The following is an 11,622-nucleotide window of genomic DNA, read 5'->3' on the forward strand; positions in this document are numbered from 1 at the left end:
AGATCGTGAACACCACCACCACTTTTGATCCGGCATCCCTGGGCAAGGTCGGCGTGCTGTTCGGCGGACGCTCCGCCGAGCGCGACGTGTCGATCATGTCCGGCACCGGCGTGCTGAACGCTTTGATCAGCCGCGGCGTCGATGCCCACCCGTTCGACCCGGGCACCCAGAGCCTCGCCGAGCTGGCCGCACAGAACTTCGACCGCGTGTTCATCGCGCTGCACGGCCGCTACGGCGAGGACGGCAGCCTGCAGGGCGCGCTGGAGCAGCTCGGCATTCCCTATACCGGCAGCGGCGTGATGGCCTCGAGCGTCGGCATGGACAAGATCACCACCAAGAAGATCTGGATCATGCACGGCGTGCCGACCCCGAAATACGCGAGCATCGACGGCAGCACCGACCTGGACAAGGTGGTGGCGGACATCGGCCTGCCGCTGATCGTCAAGCCGCCGCTGGAAGGCTCGACCATCGGCATCACCAAGGTGAACAAGGCCGAGGAATTCAAGGCCGCGGTGGAGCTGGCCGCCGGCTTCGACGAAGTGGTGCTGGCCGAGGAATTCGTCACCGGCCGCGAGTTCACGGTGGCGGTGCTGGGCACCGGCGCGCAGGCGCGCGCGCTGCCGATCGTCGAGATCGTGGCTCCGGAAGGCAATTACGACTACCAGAACAAGTACTTCACCGACGACACCCAGTACCACTGCCCGGCGGACCTGCCGGCGGCGCTGACCGAAGAGATCCAGCGCCACGCCGTGAACGCCTACCGCGCGCTCGGCTGCGAGGGTTGGGGCAGGGTGGATGTGCTGGTGCGCGAGAGCGACATGCGTCCCTTCCTGCTGGAAGTGAACACCTCGCCGGGCATGACCGGCCACTCGCTGGTGCCGATGGCGGCGCGCGCGGTGGGCATCAGCTACGAGGACCTGTGCGTGGAAATCCTGCGCTCGGCACGCCTCAAGATGGGCCAGGCGAAGGGATAAGCGCAGATGTGGCATGACGTCCGGTCCCTGAATGCAAGCGCCAGCGCGTTGACCGCGCTGACGGTGCTCGCCTGCCTCGCCTCGATCGTGTGGTGGCTGTCGCAGCTGCCCATGTTCTCGCTGCGCGCGGTGACGGTGGAAAGCATGTACGGGATCGACCTGCGCCACGTGAACGAACTCACGGTGCGCAACGGGGTGATCGGCAAGATTCGCGGGAACTTCTTTACCGCCGACCTGGAGCAGGTGAGGACCACCTTCGAGACCGTGCCCTGGGTGCGCCGCGCCACGGTGCGCCGCGAATGGCCGAACCAGCTGATCGTCGAGGTGGAAGAGCACGAAGCGCTCGGCACCTGGGGCGAGGACGGCCGCCTGCTGTCGGTCAAGGGCGACGTCTTCACCGCCAACCTGGGCGAAGCCGGCGACGACCATGAACTGCCGGCCTTCGAGGGCCCCCTGGGCAGCGAGAAGGAAGTACTGGCCCGCTTCACCGAACTGCGCGCGCTGTTCGCGAAGGTAGAGCTGATGCCGCAAGCGCTGTCCCTGTCCAACCGGTACGCCTGGACCGTGAAGCTGGACAACGGCATGAGCGTGGCACTGGGACGCGAGCAGGACCGCAACACGCTGAAGCACCGCGTGCGGCGCCTGGTCGGCGTGTACCCGCAGCTGGTCGCCCGGCTGCAGGAAGGGCGCATCGACACGATCGACATGCGCTACCCGAACGGACTGGCGCTGTCCTCGGCCGCACTGAGCGTGCCGAGCGACGCCACCAAGCCGGTCAAGGCGGCGAAAAAGAAAACGACTACGACAACCAAAACTAGCAAGCACATCTAAGCAGGCAAACAGCAATGACTAAAGACGCGAAAAACCTGATCGTCGGCCTCGACATCGGCACCTCCAAGGTGGTGGCGGTGGTGGCCGAAGTGATGTCCGACGGACGCCACGAGGTGATCGGCCTCGGTCAGCACGAGTCGAAAGGATTGAAGAAAGGCGTGGTCGTCAACATCGAGGCCACCGTCGAGTCGATCCAGCGCGCCCTGGAAGAGGCGGAGCTGATGGCCGACTGCAAGATCCGCAACGTCTATGCTGGCATCGCCGGCAGCCATATCCGCTCGTTCAACTCGAGCGGCATGGTGGCGATCAAGGACAAGGAAGTCACCGCGACCGACGTGGCGCGCGTGATCGAGACGGCCAAGGCGGTCAACATCCCGACCGACCAGCAGCTGCTGCACACGGTGCCGCAGGAATTCATCGTCGACAACCAGGAAGACGTGCGCGAGCCGATCGGCATGAGCGGCATCCGCCTGGAAGTGCGGGTGCACATCGTCACCGGCGCGGTGTCGGCGGTCCAGAACATCGTCAAGTGCGTGCGCCGCTGCGGCCTCGAGGTCTCGGACCTGATCCTGCAGCCGATGGCCTCGGCCGACGCCGTGCTGACCAACGACGAAAAAGAACTGGGCGTGGTCCTGATCGACATCGGCGGCGGCACCACCGACATCGCCGTGTTCTCGGACGGCGCGATCCGCCACACGGCGGTGATCCCGATCGCCGGCGACCAGATCACCAGCGACATCGCGATGGCGCTGCGCACTCCGACTGGCGAAGCAGAAGATATCAAGATCCGCTACGGCGTGGCCAAGCAGGTACTGGCCGACCCGGGCGAGACCCTGGAAGTACCGGGCCTGGGAGACCGTGGCCCGCGTGCGCTGTCGCGACAAGCGCTGGCGGCCGTCATCGAGCCGCGCGTGGAAGAACTGTTCGCGATGGTGCACCAGGTGGTGCGTGAATCCGGTTACGAAGGGGTGCTCTCGTCGGGCATCGTCCTCACCGGCGGCAGCGCGATCATGCCGGGCATGATCGAGATGGCTGAAGACATTTTCCTCAAACCGGCGCGCCTCGGCACGCCGGACTACCGCGGCCAGCTGGCCGACGTGGTGCGCAGCCCCCGCTACGCCACCGTGCTCGGCCTGCTGCTGGAAGCGAAGAAGCAGTACCTGCGTGGCCACATCGTGACGCGCCAGGATGGTTCCGTGAAGGCAGTGTGGCAGCGTATGAAGGAATGGATAGCTGGGAATTTCTGAAGCAGGGATAGAAGTAAAAAATTCGTCGTAAAAATTCGTCACTAAATACAGATTTTTAAATACAATCGCAGTTACCGGATGAGGCGCATATTTCGAGCCTCGCCTCGTACCGGGACAGCATTTTGAATATTAGGAGTTCATCATGGAGTTCGATATGGTCGATAACGCAGCACTGGGAACCGTGATCAAGGTTGTCGGCGTCGGTGGCGCCGGCGGCAACGCGGTTCAGCACATGATCAATAAGGGTGTGTCCGGTGTTGAGTTCATCGCCGCCAACACGGATGCGCAGGCGCTGGCCGCCTCGAGCGCGCACAACGTGATCCAGATCGGCCCGTCCGGCCTGGGCGCCGGCATGCGTCCGGAAGTCGGCCGCCAGCTCGCCGAGCAGTCGCGTTCGCGCATCGAAGACGCGCTGCGCGGCGCGCACATGGTCTTCATCGCCGCCGGCATGGGCGGCGGCACCGGCACCGGCGCCGCCCCGATCGTCGCCGAAGTCGCGAAGTCGATGGGCGCCCTGACCGTGGCCGTGGTCTCCAAGCCGTTCTCCTACGAAGGCCAGAAGTGCATGGACGTCGCCGAATCCGGCCTGGAAGAGCTGACCAAGCACGTGGACTCGCTGATCGTGATCCTCAACGAGAAGCTGGAAGACATCTATGAAGACGAGTCGATGCTGGACTGGATGAAGCACGCCGACGACGTGCTGAACAACGCGGTGGCCGGCATTGCCGAGATCATCAACGTGCCGGGCCACATCAACGTCGACTTCAACGACGTCAAGACCATCATGAGCGAGCAGGGCAAGGCCATGATGGGCACCGCAACCGCCTCGGGCGTGGACCGTGCGCGCATCGCCGCCGAACAAGCCGTGGCTTCGCCGCTGCTGGACGGCATCGACCTGTCGGGCGCCAAGGGCGTGCTGGTCAACGTGACCGCAAGCCGTGGCCTGAAGGGTAAGGAGATCAAGGAAGTCATGGCAGCCGTCCGTGCCTTCGCCGCTCCGGACGCGTCGATCGCGCAAGGTATCGCCTACGACGACGCGATGGGCGACGAGCTGCGCGTCACCGTGGTCGCGACCGGCCTGGGCAAGAACAAGAAGATCCAGCTGGTGCAGCCGCAGCCGATGCTCAAGACCGGCACCTACAATGCCCCGACCATGGCAGGCGCAGCCTCGGTGAGCGGCGGCATGGCCATGGGCGCAGCCGACACCGCCGTCGGCGGCCTGAAGCAGCCGGCCGTGTGGCGCCGCGAGCAGGCATCGGAGCAGGTGCAGGCGATGCAGCGTAACGGTGTCGAGACCTACGACATCCCGGCGTTCCTGCGCAAGCAGGCTGACTGATTACTAGTCGGTTGAAATCCTGAAGAGGGCCAGCGTGAGCTGGCCCTTTTTATTTGTGCGCGGGCAGACCGCCATCTCCAGCTAGTACCGCACCCCTTGAGCCGTCATCCCCGCCACTGGCGGGGATGACGGTTTTGAGGGTGGTGGGCCAGTTATACATCGACTTGGCTCGTTCGCTGCAAGGACGTCCCGGATCGGCGATAATTGCCAGATTCTCAAAACACCTCAAGGAGCACACATGACCATTCAAATCGGCGATCGCCTGCCGGAAGGCACCCTGTCGGAATTCATCGAGACCGAGACCGCAGGCTGCTCGCTCGGCCCGAACACCTTCCAGGTCGCCGACCTGGTCAAGGGCAAGAAGATCGTGATCTTCGGCCTGCCGGGCGCCTACACCCCGACCTGCTCGGCCCAGCACGTGCCGGGCTACGTCAAGCACGCCGAAGCCCTGAAGGCCAAGGGCGTGGACGAAATCTGGTGCATCTCGGTCAACGACGCCTTCGTGATGGGCGCCTGGGGCCGCGACCAGAAGGCCACCGGCATCGTGCGCATGATGGCCGACGGTAACGCCGCCTACTCCAAGGCCCTGGGCCTGGACGCCGACTTCTCCAAGCACGGCATGGGCACCCGCTCGAAGCGCTACTCGATGCTGGTCGAAGACGGCGTCGTCAAGCAGCTGAACGTGGAAGCCGCCGGCTTCGACGCCTCGAGCGCCGAAAAGATGCTCGAACAGCTGGGCTAATCGAAAGCCAACCCCTGCAAACGGCGCCGCGGCGCCGTTTTTAGTCATGATCATCAATACCGAAACCCCCGACCAGCCCGAAGTACGGGCCATGCTGGAGAAGCTCGACGCCTACCACGCGGAGCTCTACCCGGCCGAATCCAACCACCTGCTGGACGTGGACTCGCTGCTGCGCGAGGATGCACTGTTCCTGGTCGCGCGCGACGTCGGCGGCAAGGCGGTCGGCTGCGCCGCCCTGGTGAACCGCGGCGGCTACGGCGAGATCAAGCGCATGTACGTGGACGAGGCTTGCCGCGGGCGCGGCGCCGCCACCCAGCTGCTGGAGCACCTCACCATGTTTGCGCGCATGTCCGGCCTGCAGGGCCTGATGCTGGAAACCGGCATCCACCAGGCGCCGGCAATCCGCCTCTACGAGCGCGCCGGCTTCGTGCGCCGCGAGCCTTTCGGCGGCTACCAGCCGGACCCCTTGAGCCTGTTCATGGAAAAGCGCCTTTGAAGCATTCGGGTAAAAACCTGTACAGCATCTACGCGATGCTGCTCGCCGTGTTCATGTTCGCCATGATGGACACGGCCATGAAGCTGCTGTCCGCGCGCTATCCGGCGATCCAGGTGGCGGCGCTGCGTTCGCTCAGTTCCCTGCCGCTGGTGGCGGCCTATCTCGGCTGGCGCGGCGCCTACACGGGTATCCTGCGGATCCGCTGGGGCATGCATGTGCTGCGCGCGCTGCTCGGCATCCTGATGCTGGCCTTCTTCGCCTACGGCCTCAAGAAGCTGTCGCTGGCCGAGGCCTATTCGATCTTCTTCATCGCGCCCGCCCTGATCACGGCGCTGTCGGTGCTATTCCTCAAGGAGCGGGTCGACCTGGCGCGCTGGGTGGCGATCGGCGTCGGCCTGTGCGGCGTGCTGGTCGTGCTGCGCCCCGACGGCGCCGGCTTCCTGACCATCGGCGGGGTGGCGGTGCTGGGTTCCGCCCTGTGCTACGCCGTTTCCGCGATCACGGTGCGCATCCTGTCGCGTACCGACCGCAGCGAGCACATGGTGTTCTGGCTGATGCTGATGATGGCCATCGGCGCCAGCGCCATGGCCGCGCCGGACTGGGTCGGCATGCGCACGGCCGACATCCCGCTGCTGTGCGGCCTGGCGGTGACGGGCTTCATCGGCCAGCTGGCGATCACCGAGGCCTTCACCAAGGGCGAGGCCTCGAGCGTCGCGCCCTTCGAATATTCGGCCCTGGCCTGGGGCGTCGGCCTGGACTGGCTGCTGTGGAAAACGCTGCCCGACGGCTACACCTTGCTGGGCGCCGCGATCATCATCGGCAGCGGTTTGTATCTGATTCGCCACGAAAAACAGCACGTCGAATCCGAGCATCCCTGAGGAAGGGGGCCTCGCCGGCAAGGCCGGGAGAGCCGGGCTATAATCGGCGGATGCTGAAACAACGAACCATCAAAGAACTCGTCCGCACCACCGGCGTCGGCCTGCATTCGGGCCGCAAGGTGGAGCTGACCCTCCGTCCTGCCGCGGCCGATACCGGCATCGTGTTCCGCCGCGTGGATTTCGACCCCATCGTCGAGATCCCCAGCAGCGCCGAGGTCGTGGGCGACACCCGCATGGCCTCGGTCCTGATCAAGGACGACGCCCGCGTTTCCACCGTCGAGCACATCATGTCGGCCTGCGCCGGCCTGGGCATCGACAACCTGTATATCGACGTCACGGCCGAGGAAATCCCGATCATGGACGGCTCGGCCTCTTCTTTTGTGTACCTGCTGCAGCAGTCGGGCGTGGAAGAGCAGGACGCGCCGCGCAAGTTCATCCGCGTGCTGAAGGACGTCGAAGTGCGCCAGGGCACGGGCGCCGGCGAGAAATGGGCGCGCCTGTCGCCCTACGATGGCTACAGGCTGGACTTCTTCATCGAATTCAACCACCCGGCGGTGGACGGCACCATGCAGCGCGCCGTGGTGGACTTCGGCGACATCACCTATGTGCGCGACGTCGCGCGCGCGCGTACCTTCGGCTTCATGCAGGACGTGGAAAGCCTGCGCGGCATGGGCCTGGCGCGCGGCGGCTCGCTGGAAAACGCGATCGTGATGGACGAGTACCGCATCCTGAATGCGGACGGGCTGCGCTACGAGGACGAGTTCGTGCGGCACAAGATCCTGGATGCGATCGGCGACCTGTACCTGGTGGGGCACCCGCTGCTGGCCAGCTACACGGCGCACAAGTCGGGGCATGCGCTCAACAACGATTTGCTGCGGGCTTTGCTGGCGCAGCCGGATGCGTATGAGATCGTGACCTTCGACTCGCTGGGAACGGCGCCGGCTTCTTACGTACGGATGATGTCGAGGGAGTGGGCGCAGAGCTAAGGGCTGCGCATCGAAACTTGGGTTCCGGCCTTCGCCGGAACGACGGTTTCAAAGCTGAATAGCAAATGGCGCTAACACTTGGCCCGTACTTTTAGCACGTCGTTCCGGCGAAGGCCGGAACCCAAGTTTACTCAGCACACCTATTAACCCCTGCGCTTGGCCGCCAGCGCTCTCAGCGCCGCCACCAGCTCCTTGTTCTGCGCCGTCTCCGGCAAGGTCTCCGCCAGCTCTTCAAACGCCTGCACCGCCGTCGGCGGCAGCTCCAGGTTGCGCATCTGCGGCTTCTCGTCCACCGCGCGCGTCATCTGCACCTTCAGCCTGATCGACTCCACGCCCCAGCCGCGCTGCTGCAGGGTCGCCTGCAGCTTGGGCAGCATCTGCTTGAGCCTGGCCGCCAGCGCCGAGCTGGGCACGGCCAGCACCAGCACCGTCTCCTGGAAGGAAATCACGTCGCAGCCAGTGAACATGGCCGGCAGGGCCGCATGGCAGTCGGCCTGCAGGCGCGCCATCCGGTTCGCGGCTGGCAGCAGGCTCGCCATGCGATCGTTGCCGCGAAGAAAATCTGTCGCGACAAACGAGGTTTGGCGGTTCCTGGTACCGAAAATATGGAACGGACGCTGCTTGGAAGGAGGGGCGGACTGCATGCCCCGCAACATACCACAGCGGGCAAGGTTTGCAATGCCAGCCTAACAACGAGTGCTATTTGATAACATTCTTGGGTGCATGACTCTTGTTATCCTGCCCAACATCCCCAAGTGTGGCCGGATCGCATGATAAAATCAGTAGCTTTTTGCCATAGGCGGTCTTCGATGATTATCTATCTGATATCATCCCTGGCTCTTTTTTGCGGCGTATTTATTTAGAACACAGCATGTCATTCCTGACCCAGATTTTCGGCAGCCGTAACCAGCGTCTGCTCAAGCAATACCAAAAGACCGTGCGTCAGATCAACGCGCTCGAGCCGCAGATGGAAAAGCTGTCGGATGCCGAACTCCAGGCGAAGACACCTGAATTCAAGGACCGCCTCACCAAGGGCGAGACCCTGGACGACATCCTGCCGGAAGCCTTTGCCGTCTGCCGCGAAGCCGCCAAGCGCGTGCTCAAGATGCGCCACTTCGACGTGCAGCTGATCGGCGGCATGGTCCAGCACGAAGGCAAGATCTCGGAAATGGGCACCGGCGAGGGCAAGACCCTGACCGCGACCCTGGCCGTCTACCTGAACGCGCTGGCCGGCAAGGGCGTCCACGTCATCACCGTCAACGACTACCTGGCGCAGCGCGACGCCGAGCAGATGGGCCGCCTGTACGGCTGGCTGGGCCTCACCACCGGCGTGAACCTGTCCCAGCTCGACCACGACACCAAGCAGAAGGCCTACGCCTCGGACATCACCTACGGCACCAACAACGAGTTCGGCTTCGACTACCTGCGCGACAACATGGTCTACGACGCGCGCGAACGCGTGCAGCGCAGCCTGAACTACGCCCTGGTCGACGAAGTGGACTCGATCCTGATCGACGAAGCGCGTACCCCGCTGATCATCTCCGGCCAGGCCGAGAACCATACCGACCTGTACTACCGCATCAACGAAGTCCCGCCGCAGCTGACCCTGCAGATCGGCGAAGAGACTCCGGACGGCAAGGGCAAGATCGAAGTCCCGGGCGACTACACCAAGGACGAGAAGGCGCACACCGTGCTGCTGACCGAGGCGGGCCACGAGAAGGCCGAAGGCATCCTGACCAAGATGGGCCTGCTGCCGGAAGGCGCCTCGCTGTACGACGCCGCCAACATCACCCTGATCCACCACCTGTATGCGGCGCTGCGCGCCCATGTCCTGTACCACAAGGACCAGCACTACGTGGTGCAGAACAACGAAGTGGTGATCGTCGACGAATTCACCGGCCGCCTGATGACGGGCCGCCGCTGGTCGGACGGCCTGCACCAGGCCGTCGAAGCCAAGGAAGGCGTGCGCATCCAGAACGAGAACCAGACCCTGGCCTCGATCACCTTCCAGAACTACTTCCGCATGTACGCCAAGCTGGCCGGCATGACCGGTACGGCCGACACCGAAGCCTACGAATTCCAGGAGATCTACGGCCTCGAGACCGTGGTGGTGCCGCCGAACCGTCCGTCGCAGCGCAAGGACCGCCAGGACCAGGTCTACAAGACCTCGCAGGAAAAGTACAACGCGATGTTGAACGACATCCGCGACTGCTACGAGCGCGGCCAGCCGGTGCTGGTGGGCACCACCTCGATCGAGAATTCGGAACTGCTGTCCGGCATCCTGAACGGCGCCAAGCTGCCGCACAACGTGCTGAACGCGAAGCAGCACGCCCGCGAAGCGGAAATCATCGCCCAGGCCGGCCGTCCGAAGATGATCACCATCGCCACCAACATGGCGGGCCGCGGTACCGACATCGTCCTGGGCGGCAATGTCGAGAAGCAGATCCAGTTCATCGAATCCGACGACAAGCTGTCGCCGGAAGAGAAGGCCTCCCAGGCCAAGCAGCTGCGCGACGAATGGCAGTCGCTGCACGACCACGTGGTCGGCGCCGGCGGCCTGCACATCATCGGTACCGAGCGCCACGAGTCGCGCCGGGTCGACAACCAGCTGCGTGGCCGTTCGGGCCGCCAGGGCGACCCGGGTTCCTCGCGCTTCTACCTGTGCCTGGACGACCCGCTGCTGCGCATCTTCGCCGGCGACCGCGTGCGCGCGATCATGGACCGCCTGAAGATGCCGGAAGGCGAACCGATCGAAGCCGGCATCGTGACCCGTTCGATCGAATCGGCCCAGCGCAAGGTCGAGGCCCGCAACTTCGACATCCGCAAGCAGCTGCTCGAATACGACGACGTCGCCAACGACCAGCGCAAGGTGATCTACACCCAGCGTAACGAACTGCTGGAATCGGCCGACATGTCGGAAATGATCGCCTCGCTGCGTACCGGCGTGTTCACCGACGTGGTGCGCACCTACGTGCCGGCCGAGTCGGTGGAAGAGCAGTGGGACATCAAGGCGCTCGAGTCGACCCTGTCGGGCGAGTGGAGCCTGGACGTGCCGCTGTCCCAGATGCTGCAGGACGATCCGAACCTGAACGACGATGACATCCTGGAGCGCGTGCTGGCCGCGGCCGACGCCTCCTACGAGTCGAAAGTGGGCATCGTGGGCAAGGAAGCCTTCGGCGGCTTCGAGCGCAACGTCATGCTGCAGAGCGTGGACACCCACTGGCGCGAGCACCTCGCGGCGCTGGACCACCTGCGCCAGGGCATCCACCTGCGCGGCTACGCGCAGAAGAACCCGAAGCAGGAATACAAGCGCGAAGCCTTCGAGCTGTTCGGCAACATGCTGGACATGATCAAGAACGAAGTGATCCGCACCGTGATGACCGTGCGTATCCAGACCCGCGAGGAAGTCGAAGCGGCCGAAGCCGCGATGGCGGCCCAGGCGGCGCACCTGGAAAACATCAACTACCAGCACGCCGACTTCAATCCGTCGGCCGATCCGGCGGAACTGCTCAACCCGAACCCGGTGTCGGCCGGCGCGGCGCCGGTGGCCGCGGAAGACCACAGCACCTACATGGGCGTGAAGGTCGGCCGCAACGATCCTTGCCCTTGCGGCAGCGGGAAGAAGTTCAAGCAGTGCCACGGCAAGCTGGCGTAATAGCTGATCGTGTCATGTGAAAACGGCCGGAGTGATCCGGCCGTTTTTGTTTTGTGGGTCTGCCAGCACACCACCAGCGCCTCACCGCGCCCAATAATCCACCACCAGCGACTTCTCCAGGCATCCCCCCAAGGTCGACACAAAGCGCTGATGCTCCGGATGCACCAGATAAGCATCCCGATCCTCCACCGACGCGAACGACAGCGCGAAGCAATGCGAAAACCCGTCGTTCAGCCCCTCCGGACTGACGTTGGTCCCCCATTCCAGGTCAGCGACGCCGGGAATGGCCTCCTCGAGGCTTTCGAAATCCGACACGATGGCGTCGATCTGATCGGCGGATGCGCCGTCCTTGAACGAAAACAGGACGACATGGCGTAGTGGGGCGGAAAGATTGGCAGTCATGGCAGGCTCGCAAAGTGGGTGGAGGTTTGCGTGATGGTAGCGCCGCCCCGCGCTTCGGCGCGCCCAATAAAAAAA

11 protein-coding genes are annotated in these 11,622 nt (G+C 64.3%); 9 read left to right on the forward strand and 2 right to left on the reverse strand.

Annotated elements, in window-relative coordinates:
* The first annotated feature begins 5 nt into the window (after positions 1-5).
* The 8 genes from J8847_RS14270 (at position 6) to lpxC (ending at position 7,490) form a co-directional block, all read left to right on the forward strand.
* Positions 6-974 carry a D-alanine--D-alanine ligase gene (locus tag J8847_RS14270; RefSeq protein WP_211525377.1) on the forward strand — a complete coding sequence of 323 codons (969 nt, stop codon included), beginning with the start codon at positions 6-8 and terminating at the stop codon, positions 972-974.
* Positions 975-980: 6 nt separating this feature from the next.
* A complete protein-coding gene (locus J8847_RS14275) occupies positions 981-1,805 on the forward strand; it encodes a cell division protein FtsQ/DivIB (RefSeq protein ID WP_211525378.1) in 825 nt (274 codons plus the stop codon).
* Between the two features lie 14 nt (positions 1,806-1,819).
* On the forward strand, positions 1,820-3,052 hold the full coding sequence (gene ftsA, locus J8847_RS14280; protein WP_211525379.1) for a cell division protein FtsA: 1,233 nt from the start codon (positions 1,820-1,822) through the stop codon (positions 3,050-3,052).
* Between the two features lie 142 nt (positions 3,053-3,194).
* Positions 3,195-4,388, forward strand: a complete 1,194-nt coding sequence (gene ftsZ, locus J8847_RS14285; RefSeq protein ID WP_211525380.1) for a cell division protein FtsZ — start codon at positions 3,195-3,197, stop codon at positions 4,386-4,388.
* Between the two features lie 238 nt (positions 4,389-4,626).
* A complete protein-coding gene (locus tag J8847_RS14290; protein WP_211525381.1) occupies positions 4,627-5,130 on the forward strand; it encodes a peroxiredoxin in 504 nt (167 codons plus the stop codon).
* A 46-nt stretch (positions 5,131-5,176) separates the two neighbouring features.
* Positions 5,177-5,626 (forward strand): GNAT family N-acetyltransferase, encoded by a 450-nt coding sequence (locus tag J8847_RS14295; protein ID WP_211525382.1) that lies wholly within the window; start codon positions 5,177-5,179, stop codon positions 5,624-5,626.
* Between the two features lie 35 nt (positions 5,627-5,661).
* Positions 5,662-6,504: a DMT family transporter gene (locus tag J8847_RS14300; RefSeq protein WP_211525392.1), complete on the forward strand. Its 843-nt coding sequence runs from the start codon at positions 5,662-5,664 to the stop codon at positions 6,502-6,504.
* A 50-nt stretch (positions 6,505-6,554) separates the two neighbouring features.
* A complete protein-coding gene (gene lpxC, locus J8847_RS14305; protein ID WP_211525383.1) occupies positions 6,555-7,490 on the forward strand; it encodes a UDP-3-O-acyl-N-acetylglucosamine deacetylase in 936 nt (311 codons plus the stop codon).
* A 143-nt stretch (positions 7,491-7,633) separates the two neighbouring features.
* Here the strand turns inward: lpxC and J8847_RS14310 are convergent, their stop codons facing one another.
* Positions 7,634-8,029, reverse strand: coding sequence for a DciA family protein (locus J8847_RS14310; RefSeq protein ID WP_307727518.1), 396 nt, complete (start codon positions 8,027-8,029; stop codon positions 7,634-7,636).
* A gap of 332 nt (positions 8,030-8,361) precedes the next feature.
* Here J8847_RS14310 and secA point away from each other — a divergent pair, with 332 nt between their 5' ends.
* On the forward strand, positions 8,362-11,145 hold the full coding sequence (gene secA / locus J8847_RS14315) for a preprotein translocase subunit SecA (protein ID WP_211525385.1): 2,784 nt from the start codon (positions 8,362-8,364) through the stop codon (positions 11,143-11,145).
* Positions 11,146-11,226: 81 nt separating this feature from the next.
* Here the strand turns inward: secA and J8847_RS14320 are convergent.
* Positions 11,227-11,622 (reverse strand): Dabb family protein (locus J8847_RS14320; RefSeq protein ID WP_229512835.1); only part of this gene is annotated, 396 nt, incomplete at its 5' end.

Origin of the sequence: Massilia sp. AB1, assembly GCF_018119385.1 — a bacterium.
In the GTDB taxonomy this organism is placed as follows: Bacteria; Pseudomonadota; Gammaproteobacteria; order Burkholderiales; family Burkholderiaceae_D; genus Telluria.

Bases quoted from the DNA above. Each gene is read 5' to 3' on its own strand.
- J8847_RS14275 (WP_211525378.1), top strand. From the start codon at position 981: ATGTGGCATGACGTCCGGTCCCTGAATGCAAGCGCCAGCGCGTTGACC.
- ftsA (WP_211525379.1), top strand. From the start codon at position 1,820: ATGACTAAAGACGCGAAAAACCTGATCGTCGGCCTCGACATCGGCACC.
- ftsZ (WP_211525380.1), top strand. From the start codon at position 3,195: ATGGAGTTCGATATGGTCGATAACGCAGCACTGGGAACCGTGATCAAG.
- J8847_RS14290 (WP_211525381.1), top strand. From the start codon at position 4,627: ATGACCATTCAAATCGGCGATCGCCTGCCGGAAGGCACCCTGTCGGAA.
- J8847_RS14295 (WP_211525382.1), top strand. From the start codon at position 5,177: ATGATCATCAATACCGAAACCCCCGACCAGCCCGAAGTACGGGCCATG.
- J8847_RS14300 (WP_211525392.1), top strand. From the start codon at position 5,662: ATGCTGCTCGCCGTGTTCATGTTCGCCATGATGGACACGGCCATGAAG.
- lpxC (WP_211525383.1), top strand. From the start codon at position 6,555: ATGCTGAAACAACGAACCATCAAAGAACTCGTCCGCACCACCGGCGTC.
- J8847_RS14310 (WP_307727518.1), bottom strand. From the start codon at position 8,029: ATGGCGAGCCTGCTGCCAGCCGCGAACCGGATGGCGCGCCTGCAGGCC.
- secA (WP_211525385.1), top strand. From the start codon at position 8,362: ATGTCATTCCTGACCCAGATTTTCGGCAGCCGTAACCAGCGTCTGCTC.